Annotated in this window: 24 protein-coding genes and 1 pseudogene; 11 read left to right on the top strand and 14 right to left on the bottom strand. The window is 57.2% G+C overall.

What is annotated here, in order from left to right; translation table 11 throughout:
- The coding region (locus VH564_RS24525; RefSeq protein WP_423342463.1) for a helix-turn-helix domain-containing protein at window positions 1–251 on the bottom strand (251 nt) is incomplete at its 3' end.
- Between the two features lie 121 nt (window positions 252–372).
- Here VH564_RS24525 and VH564_RS24530 point away from each other — a divergent pair.
- Window positions 373–2094: a putative bifunctional diguanylate cyclase/phosphodiesterase gene (locus VH564_RS24530; RefSeq protein WP_423342464.1), complete on the top strand. Its 1722-nt coding sequence runs from the start codon at window positions 373–375 to the stop codon at window positions 2092–2094.
- 769 nt (window positions 2095–2863) lie between these two features.
- Here VH564_RS24530 and VH564_RS24535 read toward each other — a convergent pair.
- The 5 genes from VH564_RS24535 to VH564_RS24555 form a co-directional block, all read right to left on the bottom strand.
- Entirely contained in the window at window positions 2864–3226 is a 363-nt protein-coding gene (locus tag VH564_RS24535) for a response regulator (protein ID WP_423342465.1), read from the bottom strand.
- A gap of 143 nt (window positions 3227–3369) precedes the next feature.
- On the bottom strand, window positions 3370–4413 hold the full coding sequence (locus VH564_RS24540; RefSeq protein ID WP_423342466.1) for a sensor histidine kinase: 1044 nt from the start codon (window positions 4411–4413) through the stop codon (window positions 3370–3372).
- Window positions 4410–5852 carry an ATPase domain-containing protein gene (locus tag VH564_RS24545; protein ID WP_423342467.1) on the bottom strand — a complete coding sequence of 481 codons (1443 nt, stop codon included), beginning with the start codon at window positions 5850–5852 and terminating at the stop codon, window positions 4410–4412. Before VH564_RS24545 ends, VH564_RS24540 begins: the two co-directional genes overlap by 4 nt.
- Before the next feature lie 205 nt (window positions 5853–6057).
- Window positions 6058–6348, bottom strand: coding sequence for a hypothetical protein (locus VH564_RS24550; RefSeq protein WP_423342468.1), 291 nt, complete (start codon window positions 6346–6348; stop codon window positions 6058–6060).
- Between the two features lie 93 nt (window positions 6349–6441).
- Window positions 6442–6714 (bottom strand): usg protein, encoded by a 273-nt coding sequence (locus VH564_RS24555; RefSeq protein WP_423342469.1) that lies wholly within the window; start codon window positions 6712–6714, stop codon window positions 6442–6444.
- 274 nt (window positions 6715–6988) lie between these two features.
- Here VH564_RS24555 and groES point away from each other — a divergent pair, with 274 nt between their 5' ends.
- A complete protein-coding gene (gene groES / locus VH564_RS24560; RefSeq protein WP_423342470.1) occupies window positions 6989–7303 on the top strand; it encodes a co-chaperone GroES in 315 nt (104 codons plus the stop codon).
- A 52-nt stretch (window positions 7304–7355) separates the two neighbouring features.
- Window positions 7356–8984 (top strand): chaperonin GroEL, encoded by a 1629-nt coding sequence (groL, locus tag VH564_RS24565; RefSeq protein ID WP_423342471.1) that lies wholly within the window; start codon window positions 7356–7358, stop codon window positions 8982–8984.
- A 454-nt stretch (window positions 8985–9438) separates the two neighbouring features.
- Here groL and VH564_RS24570 read toward each other — a convergent pair whose 3' ends face one another.
- On the bottom strand, window positions 9439–9843 hold the full coding sequence (locus VH564_RS24570; RefSeq protein WP_423342472.1) for a VOC family protein: 405 nt from the start codon (window positions 9841–9843) through the stop codon (window positions 9439–9441).
- Window positions 9844–10689: 846 nt separating this feature from the next.
- On the opposite strand from VH564_RS24570, the gene VH564_RS24575 reads away from it, so the two are divergent.
- On the top strand, window positions 10690–10995 hold the full coding sequence (locus VH564_RS24575; protein WP_423342473.1) for a DUF982 domain-containing protein: 306 nt from the start codon (window positions 10690–10692) through the stop codon (window positions 10993–10995).
- A 993-nt stretch (window positions 10996–11988) separates the two neighbouring features.
- Here VH564_RS24575 and VH564_RS24580 read toward each other — a convergent pair.
- Entirely contained in the window at window positions 11989–12423 is a 435-nt protein-coding gene (locus VH564_RS24580; RefSeq protein ID WP_423342474.1) for a helix-turn-helix domain-containing protein, read from the bottom strand.
- Between the two features lie 149 nt (window positions 12424–12572).
- Between VH564_RS24580 and VH564_RS24585 the strand changes: the two genes are divergently transcribed.
- The 3 genes from VH564_RS24585 to VH564_RS24595 all read left to right on the top strand — a co-directional run bounded on the left by VH564_RS24585 (window position 12573) and on the right by VH564_RS24595 (window position 14316).
- Window positions 12573–12875 carry an ArsR/SmtB family transcription factor gene (locus VH564_RS24585; protein WP_423342475.1) on the top strand — a complete coding sequence of 101 codons (303 nt, stop codon included), beginning with the start codon at window positions 12573–12575 and terminating at the stop codon, window positions 12873–12875.
- A gap of 449 nt (window positions 12876–13324) precedes the next feature.
- Window positions 13325–13711 (top strand): hypothetical protein, encoded by a 387-nt coding sequence (locus VH564_RS24590; RefSeq protein WP_423342476.1) that lies wholly within the window; start codon window positions 13325–13327, stop codon window positions 13709–13711.
- A 443-nt stretch (window positions 13712–14154) separates the two neighbouring features.
- A complete protein-coding gene (locus tag VH564_RS24595; RefSeq protein WP_423342477.1) occupies window positions 14155–14316 on the top strand; it encodes a hypothetical protein in 162 nt (53 codons plus the stop codon).
- Between the two features lie 1082 nt (window positions 14317–15398).
- Here VH564_RS24595 and VH564_RS24600 read toward each other — a convergent pair.
- The 4 genes from VH564_RS24600 to VH564_RS24615 all read right to left on the bottom strand — a co-directional run bounded on the left by VH564_RS24600 (window position 15399) and on the right by VH564_RS24615 (window position 17660).
- Window positions 15399–15623: a hypothetical protein gene (locus VH564_RS24600; RefSeq protein WP_423342478.1), complete on the bottom strand. Its 225-nt coding sequence runs from the start codon at window positions 15621–15623 to the stop codon at window positions 15399–15401.
- Between the two features lie 106 nt (window positions 15624–15729).
- Entirely contained in the window at window positions 15730–16089 is a 360-nt protein-coding gene (locus VH564_RS24605) for a hypothetical protein (RefSeq protein ID WP_423342479.1), read from the bottom strand.
- Between the two features lies 1 nt (window position 16090).
- Window positions 16091–16261, bottom strand: coding sequence for a hypothetical protein (locus VH564_RS24610; RefSeq protein WP_423342480.1), 171 nt, complete (start codon window positions 16259–16261; stop codon window positions 16091–16093).
- A gap of 1 nt (window position 16262) precedes the next feature.
- Window positions 16263–17660, bottom strand: a complete 1398-nt coding sequence (locus VH564_RS24615; RefSeq protein WP_423342481.1) for an NAD(P)/FAD-dependent oxidoreductase — start codon at window positions 17658–17660, stop codon at window positions 16263–16265.
- A gap of 810 nt (window positions 17661–18470) precedes the next feature.
- Here VH564_RS24615 and VH564_RS24620 point away from each other — a divergent pair.
- From VH564_RS24620 to VH564_RS24630, 3 genes and pseudogenes are all read left to right on the top strand, one after another.
- Window positions 18471–18752 carry a hypothetical protein gene (locus VH564_RS24620; RefSeq protein WP_423342482.1) on the top strand — a complete coding sequence of 94 codons (282 nt, stop codon included), beginning with the start codon at window positions 18471–18473 and terminating at the stop codon, window positions 18750–18752.
- A 229-nt stretch (window positions 18753–18981) separates the two neighbouring features.
- Entirely contained in the window at window positions 18982–19506 is a 525-nt protein-coding gene (locus VH564_RS24625; RefSeq protein WP_423342483.1) for a sigma-70 family RNA polymerase sigma factor, read from the top strand.
- Window positions 19507–19725: 219 nt separating this feature from the next.
- A pseudogene (locus VH564_RS24630) lies at window positions 19726–20549 on the top strand (manganese catalase family protein).
- Between the two features lie 392 nt (window positions 20550–20941).
- Here the strand turns inward: VH564_RS24630 and VH564_RS24635 are convergent.
- Together VH564_RS24635 and VH564_RS24640 are read right to left on the bottom strand one after the other, a co-directional pair.
- Entirely contained in the window at window positions 20942–21979 is a 1038-nt protein-coding gene (locus VH564_RS24635; RefSeq protein WP_423342484.1) for a sensor histidine kinase, read from the bottom strand.
- A 93-nt stretch (window positions 21980–22072) separates the two neighbouring features.
- Window positions 22073–22438, bottom strand: coding sequence for a response regulator (locus tag VH564_RS24640; protein ID WP_423342485.1), 366 nt, complete (start codon window positions 22436–22438; stop codon window positions 22073–22075).
- Between the two features lie 658 nt (window positions 22439–23096).
- On the opposite strand from VH564_RS24640, the gene VH564_RS24645 reads away from it, so the two are divergent.
- Window positions 23097–25634, top strand: coding sequence for an HWE histidine kinase domain-containing protein (locus VH564_RS24645; RefSeq protein ID WP_423342486.1), 2538 nt, complete (start codon window positions 23097–23099; stop codon window positions 25632–25634).
- Window positions 25635–25643 lie beyond the last annotated feature (9 nt).

Here is a 25643-nt window from a genome sequence, read left to right on the forward strand (position 1 = left end):
AGTGATTTTGGGCCCGGAGCCTTGCCATCGATCAGTCCTGCAGGACCACGTTCGTTGAAACGCAGGACCCAGTCACGCACGATCTGGAGCGTGACGTTGCCCAGACGTGCAGCATCCGAGCGCGAGCCTCCATCATAGATCGCGGCGAGCGCCAAAAGACGGCGCGCCTGAGCTGCATGCTTGCTCTGACGGGCCAGACGCCGAAGGCCTTCAGCATCAAAATCTGCCCTCAGTGAAATTCCTGTTCGCATCCGAAACCTCCGCTTTGCACAAGAGATTCAGATTCACCACGCTTTGGGAAGCCCAAAGAGTCGGCTTCAGAAAGACGCCGTATAAGTCCTGATTACAGCTCACCTGGGGCCATTCGCACCAATGCCGGACACACATCTCTCGAAAGCCAACAGGCACCTAGCTTTCACCGTCGCAAAGTTTGCAGAGGCGACGAACCTGTCTCTGGTGTCGATCGACAGCAAGGGCGACATAGAGTTCGTCAATCCGTCTGCATGCAAGTTATTCGGCTACAGGCAGTCCGAGATGATCGGGCAGCCGATCATGATCATCATCCCTGAGCGGATGCGAGGTGCCCATATGGCAGGTCTGCAGAAAGTGGCAGGTGGGCAGGCTCCTCACCTCGGCGGACGGCCGGTCGAGGTCTTCGCCCTGAAAAAAGACGGCACGGAATTTCCCATCGAAATCACCCTTTCTGTTTGGAATGGCAAGCACGGGTTTTGCGCAGGCGCCGTCATTACCGATATCAGCGATCGACGGGAAAGGGAAAGTAGGCTGCTGCGACTGGCCAGTCAGGACACATTGACGGGCCTTTCAAACCGTCATCGGTTTTCTACCGTTCTTACGGAATGCTTTGCTTCGAGTAGCGCGGCTTCCATCATTCTCCTCGACCTGGATGGGTTCAAAGAGGTTAACGACACCCACGGGCATTTGGTTGGTGACTGCCTTCTACAGGCGATCGGCGTTCGCCTTCCCTACTTGCTCGGCCGAAATGCAGAGATTGCTCGCATCGGAGGCGATGAGTTTGCCGTGCTCCTACACGGGGTCAATGACCCTCTTGAAGCCCACGCCCAGGCGCAAGCCATTTTTGAAGCATTCCGCAAGCCCTTCGATGTGGGAGGCCACGTGCTGGAGCTTGGGGCCAGTATCGGGATAGCCTTTGCTCCAGCTCACGGAAAAGAGGCTGAGGAGCTGATCGCCAGTGCGGATTTCGCATTGTACAGAGCAAAAGCCGAAGGCGGAAATGTCATTCGAATTTACGATGCGACGATGCGCAGCGAAACCGCTGCCCGCCGAGAGCTTCGCGACGAGCTTCTTCGGGCGCTCCGGGGCGGAGAACTGGAATTGTTCTATCAGCCTCAGGTCGACCTTCTGGACAGACGGATCGTCGGGCTCGAAGCTTTGTTGCGTTGGAACCATCCGCAACGGGGTTTGCTTGCCCCAGGCGCGTTTTTACCGGCGTTGGACCAAAGCGCTCTCGCGCTGGAAATTGGCTGGTGGACGCTCGATCAAGCCGCCGCGCGCGCCGGCGCTTTGCAGGCGGACGGGCATGACATCAAGGTGAGCGTCAACCTATTTCCTGGCCAGCTGCGCGCTGCCAATCTCATTCATAAGGTCGCCAACGTTCTTCAGCGCCATTCGCTGAAGCCGGAGCGGCTCGAACTAGAGGTGACGGAAACCATCGTGCTCGCAAATGATGGTCACTCATTTGAAGCGATGACATCGCTTCGTGAGCTGGGAGTGGGCATTGCCTTTGACGACTTTGGCACGGGATACGCTTCGCTCAGCTCGTTGCAGCGCTATCCGCTGACAACCCTCAAGATTGACCGGGGCTTCGTGCAGCACATTAACATTAAGACGTCGGACCTGGCAATTACTCGCGCGTTGATTGGCTTAAGTCACGAAATGGGGCTCAAAACGATCGCCGAGGGGATTGAGACCGAGGAGCAGGAACGGGCGCTCATCGAACTGGGATGTCCGTTCGGCCAGGGATACCGCTACGGTAAGCCGGTTCCATTCCGGACCATCGCTGATTTGCTTGCCCCACAGGCGGATTCGGAGTGGAGCTGTCTTGTCGCCAGCTAGCGCGTCATCGATATTTCACAGCTTTAGCTGCTTCAGCGCGTAATAATCCGCGCCCTTTCCGGACCGTGACAGGCTGGAAGACTTAGTAGCAGCGCCGACCGTCGTCCCATCCGTCTTTTGGAGCGGTGATGCGAGCCGTTCGCCGGCTACTACTTTTACTAACCAGTCAAAGTGGGTCGACTTCGGCAACTGTGGTTCTTGATAAGCGGCTATTGCCCTCGCTGCGGCCAGCGATTGGGTCATCGACATCGGGCCAGTTGCAGAGATAAAGGCGGCTGGATCGTCGTAAGCAGAACGCCGGAGCAAGTCGCCCTTGCACGAGACAGCCGACAGCACCGTATCTTAAATGACAGTTGCCTCCCGAAAGGCGCGCCAAAAAATTGAACGTCGTAGACTGAGGCGGTTTCCCTTCACGCCGTTTGCGACCAATGCTGCAAGGTACGGCGCCTTGGGCGTCCTTACCGCAAAGGTGGAAGTGTCCTGGAATATCTATCCCGCAGACTCTCAGCTGACTATCTCCTGGAAAGAGAGCGGCGGGCCGCAGGTCATTCCATCCACTCGGAAGGGTTTCGGGACCCGATTGATCCACGCCCTGTCGGCGGGTCAGCTGGGGGGCCAGGTACAACTGACTTATAAAGTCTCGGGCGTCCACTGTATCATGATCGCTCCGTTAGATAGCGGGTGGAGCGACCATGACCATCTATAGTCGTGGCGCTTCCTAAGACTGCGAGCAAGCTTCAAATGGTACGGCTTGAGCGCTCGCGTTGCCTTAGATCATTTCGTGTATTGCATGGATGACGCGTGACGGATCGTACGGCTTGCTAAAAAATCGCCCGACCACAGGAAGGTTGTCGTCGCTTATCGCACGATGGCCGGATGTGACGATAATCTGGATCGGCGGCCATCTATTCCTAACCGCCGCTGCAAGTTTCAAGCCGTCCATACTGCCGGGCATGTCGATATCGGTGAACATCAAACGAACGTCAGGATGGGCCTCGAGAAGGATAATTGCGTCATCTGCGTTCGACGCTTCAAGCACATTGAAACCGCCGTCCTCCAGCGACTGGACGATATCCATCCTCACAACAATCTCGTCCTCGACGACAAGAACCGTTACGCCGTTGTAGCGCATCCCCAAGCTCCATCGTGGTTCACTTAAATTATATAAAAGACCAGAACGTCGTTAACGATCGTAGGGCGATATAGATCCATCGTTTCAGATTGTTTTTCAGCAGCTTATTGATACGGATTGCTCTGTCACCTTATCCGCCGCTTTCAATCGCCAACTTGAAGCCGTGCCAGGGGACCAGCGGCACGGCATCGAAGCCCATCCCGATCGAACGTGATGGCGGGCGGTGTCCCCAACAACGATGCAAGGGCCGAGCCGACATATTTCGTGCCATACCCCTTCCGTGTCGGTTCAACGACTTCCGGTCCGCCCGTCTCAACCCAGTTTATCGAAAAGACCGGCGATGCTTCCTCCGAGACTGACCATGTGACATCGACACTCCCGTCGCGTTGGGACAGCGCACCATATTTGATGGCGTTGGTCGTCAACTCGTGAAGGCAGAGAGCGATTGTCGTCGCAGAAGTCCGATTGACGATGACATCGGGGCCGTTGACGTTGATCCGGCTCAACCCCTCCCCGTTATATGGCGCAACGGTCACGGCGATGACAGAGGACAGGGAAACTTCATCTCCGCCTGCCTCGAAGACTGCGGTATGGACGTCGGACAACGCATGAAGGCGGCCTGTGAAGTCTGCTGCGAGCTCTTCGACGGTCGAAGCGCCGCGCCGAGTCATCTGGAAAATCGAGGTCACGCTCGCGAGAATATTCTTGATGCGATGATTGAGCTCCAACCGTAACTCGACCTCTCGCGCGATGGCATCACGCACCTGTTTCTGGCGCAACCGCACGAGAAGGTTTGTCTGGATACTGTTGACCAGCTCCAATCGCGCGATTGGCCGGCTGTGAAACAGCAGGCGAGCGCTCGGCCAGGACCCTTCAAGCTGGCTACGGATCCGCGCTATCGGCGCTGTCTTCTCAAGTAGGACGAGGACCGGGACTTCCGACCAAGCCGGTTGCGATGCGAGATGGTCGCCAATGATAGCGACAACCGGCGGGGTCAACGCTTCGTGAGTGATAATGATGACGCCGGGCGAAAGCGACAAATTATTGGACAGGCCCTCGCCACCTTCGCTGTGCCGCACAGCCACATTCTGCTCTCGTAGGGAGGCCGCAATATAGTCGGCGTCCCTACGGAATGGGGCCAGGATGAGCACCCAATCCAGCTCATTTTCGCCGGGTGCCTCATTCATTTCCGGTCAGGAAGAGGATTGTAGGAGACGACGGTGACGCTACCGCTTTCGATTAGCAGTTCCTGAACGTTGAGGTCATGCGGCCCGTGGCGCTTTTTAACAACCGTGATGTTGCGGCGCAGACGGCCTTCATGCTCCATGATTCTCAGCAAAAGCACGGTATCGCCGAGAAAGCTGACATCGACGTCAATGCCGACATTTTGGCCGAGCAGGCCATGTTGGGCTACGATCAACATCGTCAGCACGCCGGAACGAGCGAGGAATTTCAGCAGCGATTGAATATCGCGAACCGCCTTTTCCCGATGCGGCAGCGAGTTTAGGTAGCCGGTCAGGCTGTCGATCACGACAACGCGGGCCTCGTTTCGCGTAACGGCGTCCTGGACGATCTGGCCAAATTCGCCGGGGGAGATTTCGTTCGGATTGAAATCCCGCAGGATGAGTTTGCCATCCTTGTGAAATTGCCGGAGCTGCATGCCCAAACCTTCGGAACGACGAAAGAATGTTTCAAGTCGCTCTTCAAACAGGAAGAGCGCTACCGTCTCACCCCGTTCTAGAGCTGCGGTCGCGTAAAGCGACGACATGGTCGATTTGCCGGTGCCCGACTGGCCGATGACGAGCGTCGTGGTTCCGGCCTCCTGGCCACCACCGAACATGTCATCGAGTGCGGCGACACCGGACTTAATCAGTTGGGGTTTAGTGGTTTCCGACGCGGTGCTTGGCGTGATCCGTGGAAACACAACCACCCCCTCGCCTTCGCGGATCGCCATGTCGTGATACCCGTCAGCGACCGGAACACCGCGCATCTTGGAAATCTCGACACGCCGACGTACACCGCCATATTCCTCCAGCGCCTTATCGAGGCGGATCACCCCATGGGCCAGCCCCTCTACCTCCTCACCGCTACGGTCATACCCGGGCGTCTGGGTATCGAGAAGAAGGGCGACGACATTGCGCTTGGCCAGGAACGACTTGAAACCGATCAATTCTCGACGAAACCTCGGGGAGTCACCGGTGATCAAGCGGATTTCCAGGAGTGAATCGTAAACCAGCCGCCGCGGCTTATGTTCTTCGATGGCCGCCTCGATCGCCTTTCGCGTCTCGTCGAGCCGTAGGTCAGCGGTCAGGAATATGCTCTGGTCGTCAGCCTCGCTGACCGAGCCGGAGGTAGAGAGTTCCTCTACCCGGATGCCATCCAGCGTCCAGCCATGTGAAATGGCGATCGCTTCGAGCTCTGCCGCGGTCTGCGAGAGCGTCACGTAGATGCAGCTTTCACCTGCCTCCACCCCGGCGCGAAGGAATTGCAGCGCTGCAGTCGTCTTGCCGGACCCGGGCGCGCCCTGCAACATATAGAGATTGGACGCCGGAAGGCCGCCCCGAAGAATCTGGTTCAACCCAGTAATGCCAGTGCTGACAACCGCAGGCGTTTTTCGTTTCGGCATGTTTCATCTTCCAAAAAATCGTTAGCGCGTTTCTCGACTGAACGCACGCATCATCGCTCGAAAGATGCTTTGCCGTTATATTTGGGTTTCTCGAAACATCAATGACGCACTGTCAGGGTTAAGTGTCGGCGCCTGAGCGTGCCTTGTACCGAAATGTTCGTAGAGCACGTACGGCCGCGGTCGGTCATCCGCAAAGCGCCCCTGTTCAATGGACAGACCGGCTGATCACCCGATGCGGATAGGCTGCCTTGAATTGCGATATCATCGCGGATGCTTGCTGCAAGACCCGCTCCGTCATCTCGGGCTTGTCGCGAGCAAGTTCATCGGCATTGACACGGATCGCTTCCGCCATATTGGCAGAAATCACAGCGAAACGCCCCTCACCATAGACGAGAGCCTCCTGTGAGGTGGTCTCGAGCCATCGGGCGAAATCAACGATGATCTCTTCCCTTTCCGGGATGCTGGCGCTCTTGATGATGTTGATGTTCTCTTCCATGTGGTCTCACTCCATACAGACGTGGAAAGCGATCGGGCTCGTGAAGCCCCGATCGCCGGGTGAGCTAGGAAGTGAATAAGCCAGTTTCAAGCCTCAGTGCAGTTTGAATTCGCCATCGACACGGCGCCATTCGTTGGGCCCGATCAAGCGCTGGTGGCTGTAGCGAACCGAGTGCAGCGGCCCGTCGAGGCTTGTTTGCCAGAAATCCAGGAATTTTTGCATTTCAGGGAAGTCCGGGGCGAGATCGTAATCCTGCCAGACATACGTTTGCAGCACGGATTCAAAGTCCGGAATGCGGTAGAGGATATGCGCGGTGGTGAGACCATAGCCATTGAGCTGGCGTTCGAGATCCGATGAGAATTGCATACTTCGTCTCCGTTTCGTGACACGATGATGGTGATGCAAAACTTTGCCGCCATCAACACGTTTCGACCGTAGAATATCGGTTTTCTGTTCCTTTACAGAATGTTAGCAGCCGCCACTACTGAGTGCTAATTTTCTCAGTAGCCCTCTTGAAATCGAAAAATCTCAAAAATAAATTTTGCCCGCGAACGCTCGATTGAGGTTTGCACCCGCCCGGACTGGTCATCCAGTCCGGCAGGGGATTTTGCGTCATCTTTTTTGTCCAATGGAGGAAAACATGTCGTTCCGACCACTTCACGATCGCATTCTCGTCCGCCGGGTCGAATCCCAGGAAAAGACCAAGGGCGGCATCATTATTCCCCATACCGCCAAGGAAAAGCCGCAGGAGGGCGAGGTCATCGCCGTCGGCACTGGCGCTCGCAACGAGGCCGGCCAAATCCAGGCGCTCGACGTCAAGGCCGGCGATCGCATCCTGTTCGGCAAATGGTCAGGCACCGAGATCAAGATCAACGGCGAAGACCTGCTGATCATGAAGGAAAGCGACGTCCTGGGCATTATCGAAGCCCAGGCCGAGCAGAAGCAGGCTGCGTAATCACGCACTGCCGCCCATCAGTCAAAAAGCTGCCTATTGAAGGAGTGAACAAATGGCTGCGAAAGAAGTCAAATTCAACACCGATGCCCGCGAACGCATGCTGCGTGGCGTCGACGTCCTCGCCAATGCGGTAAAAGTAACGCTTGGTCCGAAGGGCCGCAACGTCGTCATCGACAAGTCGTTCGGCGCGCCGCGCATCACCAAGGATGGCGTTTCGGTCGCCAAGGAAATCGAACTGGAAGACAAGTTCGAGAACATGGGCGCGCAGATGCTGCGCGAAGTGGCGTCGAAAACGAATGACCTGGCCGGCGACGGCACCACGACGGCAACTGTCCTCGCCCAGGCAATCGTGAAGGAAGGCGCCAAGGCAGTTGCGTCGGGCATGAACCCGATGGACCTGAAGCGCGGCATCGATATCGCCGTGGATGCCGTGGTCAAGGAGTTGAAGGCCAACGCCCGCAAAATTACGAGCAATTCGGAGATCGCCCAGGTCGGAACCATCTCTGCCAATGGCGACGAGGAGATCGGCAAGTATCTGGCCGAAGCGATGGAAAAGGTCGGCAACGAAGGAGTGATCACCGTCGAGGAAGCCAAGACCGCTGAGACCGAGCTGGAAGTCGTCGAAGGCATGCAGTTCGACCGTGGCTATCTCAGCCCATACTTCGTGACCAACCAAGACAAGATGCGGGTCGAGCTCGAGGAACCTTACATCCTCATCCACGAGAAGAAGCTCTCCAACCTGCAGGCCATGCTTCCAGTCTTGGAAGCCGTTGTGAAATCCGGCAAGCCGCTGCTGATCATCGCAGAAGACGTCGAAGGCGAAGCGCTGGCGACGCTCGTGGTCAACAAGCTTCGTGGCGGCCTGAAGATCGCTGCCGTCAAGGCTCCGGGCTTCGGCGATCGACGCAAGGCCATGCTCGAAGACATCGCCATCCTGACCGGCGGGACTGTCATCTCCGAAGATGTCGGCATCAAGCTGGAGAACGTCACGCTCAACATGCTCGGGCGTGCCAAGAAGGTGGCGATCGAAAAGGAAAACACCACCATCATCGATGGCGTCGGTTCCAAGGGCGAAATTGATGGCCGCGTGGCCCAGATTCGCGCGCAGATCGAGGAGACGACGTCCGACTACGATCGAGAGAAGCTGCAGGAGCGTCTCGCCAAACTCGCTGGCGGTGTCGCCGTCATTCGTGTCGGCGGCTCCACCGAAGTCGAGGTTAAGGAAAAGAAGGACCGCGTCGATGACGCCCTGCATGCGACCCGCGCAGCCGTCGAAGAAGGTATCCTGCCTGGCGGTGGCGTGGCGCTGCTTCGCGCGGTGAAGGCCTTGGACGGTCTGCCGACAGCCAACGACGATCAGCGGGTTGGGATCGACATCGTCCGCCGAGCGATCGAGGCGCCTGTGCGTCAGATCGCAGAGAATGCCGGGGCCGAAGGTTCGATCATCGTCGGCAAGCTCCGGGAAAAGACCGATCTGTCGTTTGGCTGGAATGCCCAGACCGGCGAATACGGCGATCTTTATGCCCAGGGCGTCATCGATCCAGCGAAAGTGGTTCGCACCGCACTGCAGGATGCGGCCTCGGTCGCCGGCCTCCTGGTGACGACCGAAGCGATGATCGCCGAGAAGCCGAAGAAGGAAGCCGCCCCGGCTCTACCCGCTGGCGCCGGCATGGACTTCTAACTAAGCTGTGGCCTGCCCCATTCGTGGGGCAGGCCATTTCTCGAGGACAAATGACGTCTGGACCGATTTCGCAGGGAGATGCGCGTCTGAGTGCTGGCGTCGTCAAGGAGATTGCTCGAGCAAAAGGTATCGTTAAAGACCTGGGCGCGATCGGAAGCCTGACAGCATCCGTCGCCAGCCTTTACAACCGAGGCATGCGCGATCGTGATCAACTCCTGGCGGCTGCCATGCAGTCTGTCCTATACCGACGGTTACTCCGCCAGACGCCCGTGGTTAAGTGTCTAGCAACCGCGGCGGGGAAAATAGTCGGTAACCGCGGGTAGTTGAAGCGATGTAGGATTGAACCACCTGCCCTTGGTCTCTCATTCGAACCTGGCCGGTGAAGTTTGGGTCTGGGAGGATGTTTCGGTGACAGGCCAAGCCCGCCCGTGTGGACGATACGATGATCCCCACCTTACGTTCTCTCCACGATTACTGAATCGACGTTGCGCGCGGTTGGAGCGTCACATACGGCCTCGATGTTATTGCCATCTGGATCAAGTACGAAAGCTGCATAGTAACTGTCGTGATACGGCCTCAGACCAGGGGCGCCGTTCGACTGGCCTCCGGCTTCGAGCGCGAGGCGGTGGAAGGTGTCAACATCTTCTTGCGAGCGCGCTTGAAAAGCGAGGTGGATCCGAGAGACGTAGTCATCTGCAGCATCGACATAGATTTCATCGATGACAAAGTGGTCGGTCGCATCCTGAAAGGCTTCTTCCAAGCCGAGCGCTTTACATATTGCCCTATAAAAATTGCGGCTCGCCTCTAAATCGGAAACCCGCAAATGAACATGGTCGATAACGCGGCCTAATTTATACATTGGGATCCTTCCAAGCTATGGAGACATGTGGACTTGGCATGAAACTGACCTCGCTGGGTTATCCAGTTCATGCCAATAAAGGTGGTTAGCTCGCGTCGGGTTCCTTCCGACAAAGTTTCTCACTCAGCAATATGAACGGATGATTGCCACGGGCGACTTTGTAGTCGAGCACTGGCGTTCGTCGAAAGATCGCTTTGTTCGGGACATGTGGGACCGCACGCCAATCTGGGCCAGTCGTCGCCGGCTGGAGCCCATCGATCCGAGCCTCGGCTTTTCGCCGGATAATGTTGAGTGCGCTTCCAACCGGCAAAGAAGAAGCCAGCGCCAGGCAGGAAGCCAAAAGAGGTAGTGACCATGCCGCCTCCAGAAAAGCCGAAGCGTCCAACATAGGCCGAGCGCAAGGCGAATGAACTAGCGGAACGAGGGGCTCGGCGTCAGGCTCTGGCTCATGAGTTTCTGCGGTGGGACCGCTTGGTCGCGAGCAAAAGGGCATCAAAATGAGCGATCCGATGAGCAACGTAGCCCCATCAATGTATGAGTATTACTGCGAGTACGCTGGATGCGTAGAATGGGGCGAATGGGGATTTGAAAACAGGCGTACAAAGCGCACGCAGTGGTTTTGCCATGGACGCCATCTAAACGACTATGTGGTGTCCGGACGCGAGATGCGCCGAACTCTTACCGATGGCCATTCTCTGGGTCGTTAACCACCTTATCGATATTACGGCTTATAAGCCACGAGCAAACCGACTGACACTCACAGTTAAAAGTACCCACGGACCCGTTGCAGGATCGCAAAGGCCATGGCACCATAGCACCGTCGACACTGCACACAGGGAGATCTTCATGCTTAGCAGGATGTTTGACAAGCCTCTTTACTTGAAAAGAGGCAATATTACCCGTGAGATAAACGATCTAGAAGATGCGATGGATTTTCTGGATGAGTGGCCGGACGCCGAAAAAGGCATGACCTACGAAATGGCGGTCAAGGCGTGCGACGAAGCTTACGTTGGCAAAATCCCAATTGATGCTGCTCGGGAGACACTGGAGATATTCGCTCGAAAAGAACGCGTTCTCTCTAGCGTCGAGGAACTTCTGCCGAAAATCAAAGTCGGTGGTGGAGGGATATCTGGCCCCGTAGGGCCTATGTAGGTTGCTAAATTTTGGTAGTCCAGACGACCTATCTGTTCACCCCACCATGCACGATGTGAGCAGCATCAACGCCGATCACAAGTTTCGGAACTGCGGCGCACGCTACGGCCTCGGCCGGCGGAACATGGAAATAACACCGGCCGGAAGCTAGCTCACGGCTGAGTACCGAAACTATCTTCCAATCAGGGTCGTATCCGCATCTTCGAAGTCAAAAGTTGCGGAGGGAGAATTGAAATCGTGGCTAGTCCTTTTGGGAATTGCGACAGCGTTGGCGTGGTTTTTAGCTTTCTATTTGGTCTACCAAAGCAGCATTTGATTCGGTCACGAGCGGAGCGCCGAAATTTTTTCACCCTATGGCGCGAGTCCCCTGCTAGCAGCCCCTAGTTTAATCGTCGACGGTAGGTTCAACCCCCGCCCGCACCGTCGCGCAGTTCTCGTCCAGGCGACCCAACTCCTGAGCTTGAGGTATATTGGCGTCGTTCTTAACCAGAATTTTCAGCGCTTTAGCCGGCGGGCCATCCATCTAGTTCAAGCGCGCGTTTATCGAAAGCGCCCCGTTCAGCAGGCTTCCAGCCGATCAATAAGACGCCGAGCACACGTTATCGTTAGGCTCAAAAACTGTGTCTGGCGATCGTCAGTGCTCCCCTTGAAAGACGTCCTTGCTGACCCAAATGTTTCCCTGGATCCGCTTGAGAGTTCAACGATGAAGATTTTTGCGATTGCGCTCGTGAGCGCTTGTTTGTCATTGTCATCCTGCGCAAACACGGCGCGGGGTGTCGCCAGAGACGCCAAACAGACCGGCACTGCATTTCAGGATGGGACGACGGATATCCTAAAGGCGGGCTCGACGAAAAGGCATATCGCTCAATAGCCTTATCCGACTTAGGCGCAAACAGCTGGCGCGAAGTCAGCGCCATTTAGTTGCTTGCGGTCGTTAGGCATAAAAGCCCGAGGCGGAGCGTACCTGCCAAAGATTGTGCTGAGCGGATCGTATTACCGACCTGGCAATTTTGGGTCGATCAGCTCATCCTCGTCGTCGTCCGCCAGCCCAGACACGGCAAGCGCCCGGAGCAGCGACAGCACAGCAGCCCGCTGCTTGCGCGGGAGTGCTTCTAGTAACTGGCCTGCCTTCATGGAGGCGTGAGACTGCCGCGCGCTAGAGGGAAGAAGGGCGACGTCCGCGCCCGAGCCGAGGCTGACATCTTCTGTGCCGTCGAACAGGTCGTCGATCCGGCAACCAAGAGCTCGGCAAACCATCACCATCCGGCTCGCACTGATCCTGTTTGCACCCTTCTCGTACTTCTGCACCTGCTGGAATGTTATACCGAGCCGTTCAGACAATAGTTCCTGGGAAATACCGCTTCGAAGGCGGAGTGAGCGAATATTGGCGCCGACTTGTAGGTCGACAGCATGGGGGCTTTTGTTCATAAAATTCTCTGTGTCGTGAAAGCAAAAGCGGCCAACTATGGTCGCTCGGCATCCGTTGATCTTATTGCTCGCCTATTGAAACGAAATACAACCGCCCGTCCAGTGGCTTGGTGGTTGGTACAAGGCAGCTTTTAGAAACCGGGAAAGATATGGGAAAAACGAAAGGTCAATCCGGCGACGGGTTCCGCGAGGGCGCAACTCTACTACATCATCTGCAAAACCGAAACCGCCTCCGTGTCATTGAGGAGCTACGGAAGGGTGAGGTAAAGGTGAGCGACTTAGCTGAAGCGCTCGGGGTGTCCCCATCCGCAGTGTCGCACCAGCTCAAGAAGCTTCGCTGGGCTAAACTTGTCACCACGCGCCGAGATGGCACAAACATCTACTATTCCTGCTCCTCGAGTGAGGTATGTGCAGTGCTTGATCTCCTCGCTGACATTTTTGAGGCGCGATGAGAAGCTTGCAGCTCCGGTCGCTGGTGGTCTCAATCTCTCATGACTACCGTCATAACACTCGCTCGGGTTTGCACCGTTTGTCTACCACAGCCAGCAACGGCGCTACTGAGTAGCTCTGCCTTTCCGCGTATTTGTCGGCGAAACTTATCATCGACTTTAAACATTATCCGGCTCGGAGAAGCTGAAATGAGAAAATCGATACGCGACACCGCGCTCATAGCCATAGTTGTCGCATGGATTTGCGGATTGGCCTGGGCATTGTTTGAAGTCGGGCACGGGCTCGACTGGCTTTTTTAGTGGAAGCATCGGTCCATCTTTTCCGCTACTGATAGCTGGCCGCGCAGCCGCTTCGCCAGGAGGGGGATGCTTGTTGCAAACGTGCCGATAGCTGGAACATCTTCCAAAAATACTGGTTGGATAGTCGTCCAAACCAACCTTGGGAGATGACAATGTTTCTGAAGATGATCGCAGTGAGTGCTCTTGCCGTGGCAATGGCCACTTCAGCTATGGCTCAAAGCTCCGGTTCTGGCAGCGGTAGCAGCAATGGCGGAGGTAGCGGCAGCAGCACAGGATCGCCAGGCTCCAGCAACGGCACCGACTCCGGTGGCACCTCTGGGGGCTCCTCCGGCACTGGCAGCCCTTCTAGCTCTACCGGTACCGACGGCACCTCGAATACCGGCAACGCAGCTGGCGGCACGACTGGAAACGGAACTAATAACAGCGGCGGCGCCATCGGTAGCGGCAAATCACAGGACTGCAACGCGACTGTGACCAACAAAAACACTACAAATATGAAGTCGGATTCTTCAGGCGCCCAGACGTCAAACTGCCAATAAGTAACCGCCAGTTGTTGAGAGCCCCCGGCTTATGTCTGGGGCTTTTTCTTTTCGATATTAAGCAATAACGAGCTTGCGTTGTGTTAGATATCATAAGGCCACCCTTGATTGAGTCGCTCTGTTCGCCATGCTGAGGTAGCAACCACCGCTTAGTTGAATTGGGCAATCCTTTCTAGGGCAGGCCCGTTCCTTCATCCTGTCTGCCGGCTACGGGCCTGCGGCTCTTCAGACAAAACGAAAAAAGACCTCGCCACCAATCCAGGTGACGAGGCTTACATCAAATCCGTCGCACCGCAAATATGGATCAAAAAATTTGCGGACAACAAGCGACAAAGGATCGAAACTGCGCGAGCGGGTTCGGCATTGCGTTACCTGCCCGACCTCGAGGCAACTCTTGTTTCACTTATTGGTTTGTAACCATCGCAGATTAGAGGACAGCTGGCATGCACAGGTACTTCTTTCAGCTTCATTATGCGACCAGGGATGTTGCTGAACAAGAGGTCACGGAACTCGATGGACATGACGAAGCCAAGACGGAAGCAAAAGCGATCATCGTGGAGCTTGTTGCCGCGAGCTTCAAAAGGAAAGGAGTTCGACCTCATTAGTGTCCGCATCCTCAACCCCGAGGGCGATTTACTGGCAGAGGTGTTCAGCCGCGAGGTCCTCGCGGAAATGATATCCCCGGAGATCATCGCCATTGAACACGTGGAGGAGGCAACGCGTTAAGGAATTGTGGTACTGGGATGGGATTGGCCAGGCAGATCATCTGCAGCAAAAGTCCCATGAGAACCCCGATGAAACCCAGTGAAGGTGAACCAACTGTAGACATTATTTTCGACGGGATTATGTGGGTCGTCCGAGTAAATGAACTTGGGATCGAACATGCTGAAGAATTCACTTCAGAGCGACACGCGCGGTCATGGGCGTCCGGTCAACGGCGCATACTAAACCTCGATCCCGAAGAACCTGCGATGGAACCTGACCCCTAAGCGTCAGGCTGCTGCCCGGCAGCTAGACGAAGTGCTCTCAGCCTTGCAGTCTTTTCGTCCCTGATCCTTTTGAGTATTTGAGCCCGCTCCTGGGCATAAAGGGTCGCCCGCTCTGCCTCGAGCCTCCTCTCCTCTTTCGTAAGTTGCTTTCGGGTTTTCGGTTGTTCGTCCATCGGCAATCCCCCTTCGAGCGTGAGATGTGTCAGTATCGAACGCCGTCAAGACGCTTCGACGTAGGTCGCGACGCTTCGGAGGCGGAACGAGGGCGGCAGCCATGGCTCTTTCTCAACATCCACAAATTGCCATCACCCGCCGCGGCCCAAGCGAAAATAACGCCGCCACTGCTTAGGGTACCGGGGCTGATGTGGTGACCGGGTGGTCTCCCGCCTTCACTTCGCCCGACACCTCAGCGGTACGTTCAATGGCAAGGCCGGCACCGGCCAGACGGTCGACTTCATAGCCACCGACAATTCTGCGCGTCCGCGACGGCAACGTCGCGGACAACTGGCACCTGGATACAACCTGAGCTTCCTCACTCCGCTGGCTGACAACGTCGCTGGCTGACAATGTAAGGGCGCCCAACCCGCTTGCGGGGAGCGCCGTCGTTATCCCGTCACACAGCAACCATCGATCGCCGCAGGCTGTGGTCTGTTCGCGAACTGATCGTTAGATGCGGATCATCGCCGGGATCTTCAGCATCACATTGCCTTGGCCGTCATTTCCATCCAGGCACGATGTCGAAGCTCATTTTCATGGGCCTTCGTGAGGAATGCCTTTGACTGAGGAATGGCATCTTCGTGGCGCGATGCTCGCTCGTACGCAGTCACGGTATCATCTTCGTTCGTCTTCATGGCTTTCAGGACCGCCGAGTCGCCCATGAGGTCTGCCAGCGCGATCTTGCCTGTCGTCAGCATCTGTTTCATATCGCCTTCGGTAGGCGCGTCTATGCCAAGCTCGCGGGCCATCTCGTTAAGGACTGGCGCAGAAATCACCCCCGATGCCGTTCACGCGCGCGAAAAAACCGACGAACTAGAACGGGGTGTGTGCGCCAGGTAGTAGCCCGCTCAGAATGAAGAGGCCGATCAGGAGCACTATCAGGCAGACGATGATGATGATGTATCGTGCCAGTGGGCCCGTCTGGGAGGTCGTGTCGTTCGATCCGGATTGGCGCATTGCGACGTCGTAGCTGCCCTGCTTGTCAGGTTTTCCGGGTGCTTGCGTGTCCAGCGCTATCTGCGCCTGCTCGGGTGTGGTCGGCTGCCCGCCCGCTTCGGCATCCGTTTCCATCGGCGCCATCGCCGGATCGAAGCCGGATCGTATGTCGCCGCTTTCGCCCGACTGGATCTGGCCGCGAACCTGCGCCGCTGTCGGGTTTCTTTTATCGGCCATGTCAGTTCGCCTCCGTTGGTGCCATGCTCGACGGAGGGCGACCGTCAGGAGCAGCATGGGCGCGCCCGCTCATCTGCCAGAAGGTGAGCGATCCGACGGCGATCAGCACTGCGACGGCAAGGACCGCAGCGACGTAGACCAGGAACAGTCTGGGGGGCGAACCTTGGTCCATGTCAGTTTCCTTTCATCCAGGCATTTTCGGGAGCAGAAGCTGCCTGCCTATAGGCAGTTTCATCGATGATGCGGGCACCGCGCTGGCGGGTGAGGTAACGCCAGATCCACTGAATGCTGACCAGGAGCCGTTTCTCGAAATTGATCAGCAAGTAGACATGGACGAAAGCCCAAAGAAGCCAGGCGAGCCGGCCTTTGAGCGTCCAGCGGCCAAAGTCGAAGACGGCGGCATTTCGGCCTATGACGGCCGTATTGCCGCGATTGTGAAACTTGAATCCGGCGGCGTCCGAGCCGCTGCGCAAAAACGCCCCGAGATAGTCGCCCTGTTGTTTGGCGACTTGGGCAAGGCCCGGTAGCGGCTTTCCATCGGTGCCGGCCAGCGATGCCGTGTCGCCCAACGCGAAGATATCCTCGAAGCCTTCGACGCGCAGATGCTGATCGACGGGAATGCGACCGCCGGGAACAGCGGTCAAGCCGAGCCATGCATGGGCGGGGGAAGCCTTGACGCCTGCGCCCCAGATGATCGACCCAGCGCGAATAAACGTGCCGTCGATATTGGCGCCATCGTCTGCGATTTCGAGGACCCTGCTCCCGGTACGCACCTCAACACCTATCTTCTTAAGATAGCCCTCGGCATAGGTCGAAAGCTTCTCAGGAAACGCTGCCAGGATGCGCGGCCCCGCCTCGACCAGCATGACACGAAAATGGTCGGGCTGCAGGTTTCGGAAATCGCGGTTGATCATGAAGCGACCCAGTTCCGAGATAGCGCCTGCCATCTCGACGCCGGTCGGGCCGCCGCCGATCACGATAGTTGTCAAAAGGGCCTCCTTGTTGGCGTGGTCTGTCGCCCGCTCTGCCATCTCGAAAGACAGCAGCAGCCTATGCCTGATTTGGCGGGCCTCATGGATCGATTTGAGTCCCGGTGCGCGCTCGCGCCATTCGTCGTGGCTGAAGTAATTGTATTCCGAGCCTGTCGCGATCACGAGAAGGTCGTAAGGCACCGGCAGCCCGTCCGCGAGCAGTACCTGCTTATGGGCGACATCGATGCCGGTGACCTCGGCCATCAGCATTTCGATATTCCGGTAGCGCGCCAACGTCCTGCGGATCGGCTCCGCGATGTCGGCTGGAGAGAGTGCAGCGGTTGCCACCTGATAGAGGAGAGGCTGGAAGAGATTGTGGTTTCGGCGGTCGATGACGATGACCTCGAAATCCGAATTGCCGAGTTTCTGGGCACAGGCCAACCCTCCAAACCCGCCACCGATGATCACGATACGCGGTCGCTCTCCCCTCTCGAAGGGGCCGTTTGCAGGCGGAACAATGGTGGCGTGGGTATTTCTAGCGTCCTTTTCGGGCGTTGCCTGGCTGCGCTCAATTGTAAAGTTCGGGGCGCGACCGCTCATGATTCACCTCTAATCTGCAAATTCCAGAAGCGCTTGGTGATGACCAGACCAAAAGAAGTTCGTCGCACCTGCGCTTGTCGAAGGGTCATAACCGCCGACGAATGGAAAAGTTGCTCGACAATCTACCGAGTGAGCCGTTAAACTCAGCGAGCCGGGGACCATTCCCCCCGCTTTTGTTCGACGCCTGCACACATCAAGGGACATGGCACTGCCTTTAGTCGATCTGGTCCAGCACTATGGTCTGAGCGACGATATGTTGAAGGTCATTGGGCAGCCGCGGACGGTCCGCGATGTGGTCTCCGCGCCGTCACTTGTCTAGGACAGCGGATGGGTCGAGTTCCGGAACATGCCTTTCCCCTATTCGATAGGAAACACCGCGCTCAGGGATATCGACCTCCACATTCCGGCAGGCCAGAAGCTCGTCGGCCCTCCAGAGCCGGCAAATCCACCATGATGCATCTTTTGCAGCGTCGCTAAGATGTCGACAGCGGAGGCATCTACGTCAACGGGCAGAACATCGCTGAGCTAGCGCAGAAGAGCTTGCGCAAGTCACTGGCGGTGGTGCCACAGGAAATCACCCTGCTTCGGAGCGTGATGGCAATCTTCGCTCTGCAAAGCCCGAGACCACCAACGAAGGTATCCTCTGGGCAGCAAGGGCCGCCTTCTGCGATCGCTTAATACGCAGGTTGCCGCAAGGCTACGAGACGTTGGTTGGCGAGCGCGGCACGAAACTGTCCGGCCGCCAGAGGCGACGCATCGGGATCGCTCGCGCCTTGCTGAGAGTCACCGATCGTCATTCTAGACGAAGCGATGTCGGCGCTGGATACGGAATTTGAAATTGAGGTGCAGCGGGCGCCGGTCAATATCAGGCAGGCCCGGACGGTCATCGCTGTCGCTCATCGTCTTTCCACCCTTTCATCCTTCGACCGTGTCGTTGTCATCGATCAAGGAAAGGTCGTCGAGGATGGGTCTCTCGCGGACCTTCGCCGCCCCGGGACGATGTTCGAGCGCATGTGGCGCCTTCAGGCCGAGGGCCTTGCTGCCAAGCGTAGCGAGCAGACTGAAAGGCAGGCGGAAGAGGCTCTCCGCTAAGCGACCGACGTCTGAAGACGCTCCACAATGCCATTGTTGGGCTACACCACTCGGTCTGTTGTCCCGCCAAATCCCCCTGCAGGCACAGAAACCCTCTCCCCTGGCCCCTCGGGACGTTCTCGTCCTCTTCAATTTCGTCTCCCCGTACGCCACCGGACGCTTCTCGCGAAGGCCGGAACGGAGAGGGATGGCTGTCATTGTCTTGGGGATGATAACGGGGAGAACGACGATGAGTGAACTCGGATCGACTGCAGGGTTAGAGAGAGAAATTGTTGCCTTGATGCCGGCCTTGCGCCGTTTTGCCAGGACCTTCGAGCGCTCGCCGAGCGATGCCGAGGACCTGGTGCAGGATGCCGTGGTCAAGGCGCTGGGCAATCTTCACCAGTTCCACGAGGGCACCAGCATGAAGTCCTGGCTCTTCACAATTATCCGAAACGTCTATTGCTCCAAGTACAAGATCAACAAGCGCTTCGTGCTGTGCGGCGACGTCGAGATGGTGAGCGGCAAGCAACTGATGCCGTCGACGCAGGAATGGACGCTGCGCGCCTCTGAGGTCGCAAAGGCGATCTCCGATCTGGATGCGCCGAAGCGGCAGGTCTTGATGATGGCGATCGACGGCGTGAGCTACGAGAACATCGCCGAAGCCTGCGGCTGCGAACTCGGCACGATCAAGAGCCGCATCGCGCGCGCCCGCAACTCCCTGATGGTCTCGCTCGGCGAAACGACGTTCTCCAATGCCGTGACCACGGCCTAGTTGACGCCCGCCTCTCCGGGCTTGCATCACCTAAATTGCGGCGTTCACGGTAGTGGCGCCGCTTTTCGACGACTGACGCCCATATCCCGGGGCACTTTTTTCCAAGGGCGAGACTGCAACAAGCGGTTCCGGCAAGTTCAGCCAATTTACCCGTCCATTTTCCAGGAACATTCCATTTCAACTCAAGTTTGGGACGGCTACCAACCACAGGAGAGAATAATGTTCTACACAGATGGTAAGCTGCAATTCCCGGTCCGGGTCGAAACACCAGATCCCCAGTTCGCTCGCGCCTTGCAACAGGCGATCGGCGGCGTCGAGGGTGAGATCCGCGTGGCCATGCAATACTTCTTCCAGGCCTGCGGAGCGCGCGGAAATCCTAAGTTCCGGGACCTCTTGATGAACACGGCCGCTGAGGAACTTGGCCATATCGAGATGCTCGCGACCGCGGTGGCCCTCAACCTCGAAGGCGCTCCGGTGTCGATCAAGGATGAGATTTCGGCCGATCCGGTGTCGAGCGCCGTTCTGGGCGGTCTCAACATGAAGAACCTGCTGTCTGCCGGCCTGTCGGCCATGCCCGTCGATTCCGACGGCGTATCCTTCGACATGTCCCACATCTATGCCAGCGGCAATATCGCTGCCGACATGACCGCCAATGTGGCGGCGGAATCGACGGGCCGCGTGCTCGCGACGCGCCTCTACAACCTGACGGCCGATCCAGGCATGAAGGAAATGCTGTCCTACCTCATCGCCCGCGACACGATGCACCAGAACCAATGGCTGGCTGCCTTGGCCGAACTCGGCGGATCGGCTTCCGTATTCCCGATTCCGAACAGCTTCCCGCAGGAGCAGGAAATGAAGGAATTCAGCTACACTTACTCGGCTTCCAGCAGGACGGCAGCGCCCCTGCTCCGGGCCGCTGGTCCGAAGGCTCCTCGATCGACGGCAAGGGCACGTTCACGACCATGCCGCTCGCCCCGATGGGCGAAAAGCCGGTGCTTGGTCCGGCAAAGCCAAACAGCGGCGCACAGTCGGAACAGATGTAAAGCGCACTCGGACGGCATGAATGCCAAAATCAGCGCCGGCCGACCTGCTTAAGGTTCGGCCGGCAGGCCTTCAGGATACATGAGGCGGCCTCGACGGCGTAGTGCAGGCTCCCGAGCCGGCAGAGACAAAGCCCGAACTCCGAAGCATTGCCTCCATAGCCGCTGTGTTGGGGATGAACCAGTCTTGGTGGGATCACACGATCAGCGGCAATTTTCAACCAGTTGCCAATCCGCATTTCAACAATTCGCGGCGCTCGCTGCATAACTGTGCGATAGCTCTTTCTGTAGACCTTGCAAAATTTGCGACGGAGTCCTCCTCCGAGGCAAGCACGAACATCGTTGTCGTCAGGCTTACGCCGCAAATCGTTAGAATCGCTCCACGAGCTCGGAGTTCATGGTCGCTGTTTGTCGATCTCGGAAAAATCGGCGTGGATTTGTATCTTCTCTAGCGGCATCGTCGTATTGAGAACGACGCCGCTTGCACCGAAGTTTATGTCGACGTCGCCGTATGCCTTGAGGCTGGAGAGGATGAGTCGTGAACCGAAGCCCTTGCGGGTAGGCTCTCCTACGTAGCGCCCACCTATCTCCCGCCAAGAAGCCACTAGCACTTGCAGGCCCTCTCTATTTTCCACCGCCCACCTGATATCGATATATCCATCGGCATTGGCCAGAGCGCCATACTTGCAAGCATTCGTCAGAAGCTCATGCAAGACCATTGAGAACGAAAGCGCTGCCTGCGGTCCGAGCTGGACGTCGGGTCCGGTCCATCTAATACGGTCGCTCCCCTCCATTCCGATGCTAACGGCAGCCGCTTCGACGATGTTGCCGAGGGTCGCGCTGATCCAGTCCTTCTGGAGGAGGATGTCGTGAGCCTTGGCGTATGCGGAAATACGCGAGTGGAGCTTTTCCGATGCATCTTCCAGGGAGGAGGCTCCTCGAAGGGACTGGGTGGCAATGGATTGTACGACAGACAAGGTGTTCTTCATTCGGTGCCCGAGTTCGTGCATAATCAAGCGCTGCCTATTGGCCTGCTCCCGCTCTTCGGTCTTGTCACGGAGAATTTTGATCAGACCAATGACGGTATTGTCATCGGTTCGCAAAGCCATAATCTCCCCGGATGCCCAGAACATCGTGCCGTCCTTACGAAGATGCCAGCGCTCATCGCTGCCTCTGCCCTTTGTGAGGGCCGATATCATTTCTTGTTGAGGGACGCCCTGCGTCCGATCTTCCTGCGTGAAGAACACGGTGGCCGGCACACCTATCATCTCCTCTGCCGTCCAACCCAGAATCTGCCGAGCTCCCTCGCTCCAGCTCGTCACCAGGCCGTCGAGGTCCATCGATATGATGGCGTAGTCGATCGCGCTCTCGACAATCGCTTCGAGAAACCGTTCGCGGGAGGAGACACCATCTGCCGAAATGTCGGTTTTCACAGGTTAGCCTTTAGTGGTTGCCGCGTTGACCATGGATCGACAGCATCGTGTGATACTGCACCATGTGGGCGCGAAGCATACCGCATTCGTGACTCAGATATCAACGCGGGACATTGCCTTAAGACGAGTCACGATTATCGCGAGGTCGTAGGGCTTGGAATAGAATTCCGCCGTGGGCGGGAGATTAATGTCAGTCGGAGTAAGCCTGCCGGACGCCACGACGATTCCAGCATTCGGGAACCGAGTTGCGACACTGTTTGCGAGATCAACACCCGACAACATACTTGGCATCTGAATGTCAGTGAATAGCAGATGGATCGTCTGTTCGTTGAGTATCTCCAGCGCTTCATCAGCGGACCCCGCCTCGATCACCTCAAATCCCGCGTCCTCAAGCGCGTCGATCACTGTCAGGCGGATTAATACATCGTCTTCGACAACCAGAACCGTGCGCAAAGTCACCCCCACTATCTGTTACTCAACCTCGGCCGGCTGTCGTTGTTCCGATCAATGTGCAGATCTTTCGCTCGCGTCTCTCGCAACAACGGCCAACGTGTCTTTTGTCAGTGAGGACGGCAACGCCCACTAGGAAAAAAGAGCTGTCCAGTCGCTAACGGGAAAGATCAATGGGCGGGATATTGCATCTGCGGGTAGCCCGTGGAACGAACTCGTTTCAAGCTGCTCCGCTACATATGGTTTCATGAGCAGCTTAACTGTCTGGAGGTTGCCGGCCAGCTCTGCTCTGCTCATCTGGAACGACGGGACAATCGGGCCGCCTTGGATAGGCCAGACCATCAGATCCTGGTGCGTTAGATTGCCAAAGCGTTCGAATCTGAAATCGCTCATCCCTATCGGCGATGCACTCGTGCGTTTGTCGCCGCAGGTTGGGGTGATGGGAGGCTAGACGATCGCCTCCCTTGTGTTGCAGCAAATCTGTTCGATAGAAGAGGGTTACGGCCAGAAGCGAGACTAGGGGGCTGCGTGATCCGAAACACCCGGAAATCGTAGTTTTTGCTCGTAATGGCATGGACTAGCAAAAACTCGACGATGTTCTAGATGTCCTCTAAACAAACTCCTTCACAAGGCAGCCCCACTGCCGGACGACCGTGAAAGATCCTAGATGAGTTATGACAGATCGGAAGTGAACCTCACGAATTGCGACCGTGAGCCTATTCACATCCCAGGAACTATCCAGCCCCACGGCTCGATGCTGGTTATCGGACCCGACGGCCATACGATCACGCACACTTCTGCGAATATCAAGAATTATCTGGCCGCTAACGACGACATTGTCGGCAAGTCACTGTCGGACGTCCTTGGTAGCCAGATCGCTCACGAATTGGCGAACGCTTCGGCACGCGCCGGGAACGGCCATGTAGCCGCCGTACTCCTCAATCCGAGAATACGGATCGCCCATCAGCCTACCGACATCACCGTGCACCGTTTCGACGACAGGATGTTCGTGGAGCTCGAACGGTCGGCGTCCGATGGCGACGCCGAGCTGGCCCTTAGCCTGACGCAGTCGCTTGTGCGACGCATCAACCACGTGACAGAGGTCGATGCCATGGTGAAGACGGCATCGCGCCTCGTGAAGGCCATGCTTGGCTACGATCGGGTGATGGTCTACCGCTTCCTGCACAATGGCGCAGGTCGTGTCGTTGCAGAGGCAAAGGACACTTTTCTCCAGAGCTTTTTGGGGCAACACTTCCCCTTCTCGGATATACCGGTCCAGGCGCGAAACCTTTATATGAAGAACTGGATCCGCGTGATCGGCGACGTGAACTTCGTGCCCATACCAGTCGTACCTGACTTGTTGGCGGGCGAGCCGCCTATCGACATGTCGTTTGCGCACCTCAGGAGTGTCTCTCCCATCCATTGCGAGTATCTCCGTAACATGGGCGTCGCCGCCTCCATGTCAATCTCCATCGTTGTCAACGGCGAGCTTTGGGGACTGATCGCCTGTCATCACAATAGTCCGAAAATTCTATCCAGCCCGCTACGGGTGGCGACGGAACTCTTTGCCCAGTACTTCTCGCTTCATCTCGGTGCTGCGGAAACAAGGGCACAACAGTCGGCGGCCTCGCTCGCTCGTATCAAGCTCGACGCGATCACCTCGACGATCAACGCTTCCGACGATATCGAGAGCGGCTTAAAGGTAAAACTGCGCGATTTCTCGACCCTGCTTGACTGCGACGGTTCCGCTCTTCGCAGCGGAGGCAAATGGAGCCGAACTGGCCTTGCCCCTGATGAAGGCAGACTTGATGAACTTATCGCGCATGCGCGAAAGCACTCTGAAGGCGTCATCTGGCACGACAATTTCCTGAGCGAGGCCTTTCCCGGCAAGGGCTATGGCGAAGACGTGGCCGGGCTGCTCGCCATTCCGATATCGGTATCGCGCGAGAGCTACCTGCTGTTCTTCCGCAGTGAAGAGGCACATACGGTCGAATGGGCGGGCGAGCCTAGCAAGGCCACGGTCTCCGGACCGAGCGGTGATCGTCTGACGCCACGTGGCAGCTTCGAAGCCTGGCGCGAGGACGTCCGCCATCGCTCGACGCCCTGGACGAAGGAAGATCTCGCCGTGGCGGAATCCATCCGCAGTTACGTCCGCGATATCCTGCTCCACCACAACGACCGGACCGAAGAGCAACGGTCCAAGGACGACGAGCGCCGCAGTGTTCTAAATGCCGAAATGAATCATCGAGTGAAGAACATCCTCGCACTCGTCAAATCTATTGCCACTCAGACGGGCGCGAGCGCTCTAGATATCGAGGAGTTCACGAAATCCTTTGACGGCCGGCTTCGCGCGCTGTCTTTCGCTCATGACCAGACGTTCTCTGCAAAGGACGGCGGCGAACTCTCTTCGTTGCTTGAAGCCGAAGCTGCCATCCACCGTTCGGGCGAACGCAAACGGATCGAACTTAATGGCACTCCTCTTGGCCTCACTGAGCGTGCATTTGGCGTGTTCGCCCTCGTCATCCACGAGATGATGACCAACGCTGCCAAATACGGGAGCCTGTCGGTTCCAGATGGCCGCTTGGAAGTAAGCTGGACGCTCAATCCGGCTGGCGACTGCGAACTCGTGTGGGTGGAAACCGGCGGCCCAAAGGTCAGGCAACCGAAACGGAAGGGCTTTGGCAGCACTTTGATCGATAAGACTGTCAAATTTGACCTTGGCGGCTCTGCAGAACTCACCTTCGATAAAGGCGGGCTCAACGCCAAGTTCGTCATACCGGCGGAGCACCACTATCCGGTCACTTCCCAGAAGGCGCAGGAATCAGAGGCGGCTACGGTCGGCCAGCCGCTGGTAGGTATGACGGTCATGCTCGTGGAAGATCAGGGTTTGATCGCGCTTGATACGGAGGACGTCCTCCAGACGCTCGGAGCTAAGGAAGTACGCATGGTGCCGAACGTCGCTCTTGCCCTGCAATCGATCATGGAGCGTGAGCCGGACTGTGCGGTTCTCGACCTCAATCTCGGCAAGGAGACCTCGGAGAAGGTCGCCTTCGAGCTGACGCGTCGCGGCGTCCCCTTCGTCTTTGCAACCGGCTATCGCGACAGCGTTTCCATCCCCGACGAGTTCAATTACGTACCCGTCGTCCGAAAACCGATCACCGTGCACTCACTGGCCGTGGAGATGGCCGTGGCCATGGGAAACTGAAGGAAGATT

This window comes from Rhizobium sp. HT1-10 (genome assembly GCF_049472505.1).
Classification (GTDB): domain Bacteria; phylum Pseudomonadota; class Alphaproteobacteria; order Rhizobiales; family Rhizobiaceae; genus Rhizobium.

Excerpts from the sequence above, each read along its gene's own strand:
- VH564_RS24530 (WP_423342464.1), top strand. The coding sequence starts at position 373 with ATGCCGGACACACATCTCTCGAAAGCCAACAGGCACCTAGCTTTCACC.
- VH564_RS24535 (WP_423342465.1), bottom strand. The coding sequence starts at position 3,226 with ATGCGCTACAACGGCGTAACGGTTCTTGTCGTCGAGGACGAGATTGTT.
- VH564_RS24540 (WP_423342466.1), bottom strand. The coding sequence starts at position 4,413 with ATGAATGAGGCACCCGGCGAAAATGAGCTGGATTGGGTGCTCATCCTG.
- VH564_RS24545 (WP_423342467.1), bottom strand. The coding sequence starts at position 5,852 with ATGCCGAAACGAAAAACGCCTGCGGTTGTCAGCACTGGCATTACTGGG.
- VH564_RS24550 (WP_423342468.1), bottom strand. The coding sequence starts at position 6,348 with ATGGAAGAGAACATCAACATCATCAAGAGCGCCAGCATCCCGGAAAGG.
- VH564_RS24555 (WP_423342469.1), bottom strand. The coding sequence starts at position 6,714 with ATGCAATTCTCATCGGATCTCGAACGCCAGCTCAATGGCTATGGTCTC.
- groES (WP_423342470.1), top strand. The coding sequence starts at position 6,989 with ATGTCGTTCCGACCACTTCACGATCGCATTCTCGTCCGCCGGGTCGAA.
- groL (WP_423342471.1), top strand. The coding sequence starts at position 7,356 with ATGGCTGCGAAAGAAGTCAAATTCAACACCGATGCCCGCGAACGCATG.
- VH564_RS24570 (WP_423342472.1), bottom strand. The coding sequence starts at position 9,843 with ATGTATAAATTAGGCCGCGTTATCGACCATGTTCATTTGCGGGTTTCC.
- VH564_RS24575 (WP_423342473.1), top strand. The coding sequence starts at position 10,690 with ATGCTTAGCAGGATGTTTGACAAGCCTCTTTACTTGAAAAGAGGCAAT.
- VH564_RS24580 (WP_423342474.1), bottom strand. The coding sequence starts at position 12,423 with ATGAACAAAAGCCCCCATGCTGTCGACCTACAAGTCGGCGCCAATATT.
- VH564_RS24585 (WP_423342475.1), top strand. The coding sequence starts at position 12,573 with ATGGGAAAAACGAAAGGTCAATCCGGCGACGGGTTCCGCGAGGGCGCA.
- VH564_RS24590 (WP_423342476.1), top strand. The coding sequence starts at position 13,325 with ATGTTTCTGAAGATGATCGCAGTGAGTGCTCTTGCCGTGGCAATGGCC.
- VH564_RS24595 (WP_423342477.1), top strand. The coding sequence starts at position 14,155 with ATGCACAGGTACTTCTTTCAGCTTCATTATGCGACCAGGGATGTTGCT.
- VH564_RS24600 (WP_423342478.1), bottom strand. The coding sequence starts at position 15,623 with ATGAAACAGATGCTGACGACAGGCAAGATCGCGCTGGCAGACCTCATG.
- VH564_RS24605 (WP_423342479.1), bottom strand. The coding sequence starts at position 16,089 with ATGGCCGATAAAAGAAACCCGACAGCGGCGCAGGTTCGCGGCCAGATC.
- VH564_RS24610 (WP_423342480.1), bottom strand. The coding sequence starts at position 16,261 with ATGGACCAAGGTTCGCCCCCCAGACTGTTCCTGGTCTACGTCGCTGCG.
- VH564_RS24615 (WP_423342481.1), bottom strand. The coding sequence starts at position 17,660 with ATGAGCGGTCGCGCCCCGAACTTTACAATTGAGCGCAGCCAGGCAACG.
- VH564_RS24620 (WP_423342482.1), top strand. The coding sequence starts at position 18,471 with ATGTCGGCGCTGGATACGGAATTTGAAATTGAGGTGCAGCGGGCGCCG.
- VH564_RS24625 (WP_423342483.1), top strand. The coding sequence starts at position 18,982 with ATGAGTGAACTCGGATCGACTGCAGGGTTAGAGAGAGAAATTGTTGCC.
- VH564_RS24645 (WP_423342486.1), top strand. The coding sequence starts at position 23,097 with ATGAGTTATGACAGATCGGAAGTGAACCTCACGAATTGCGACCGTGAG.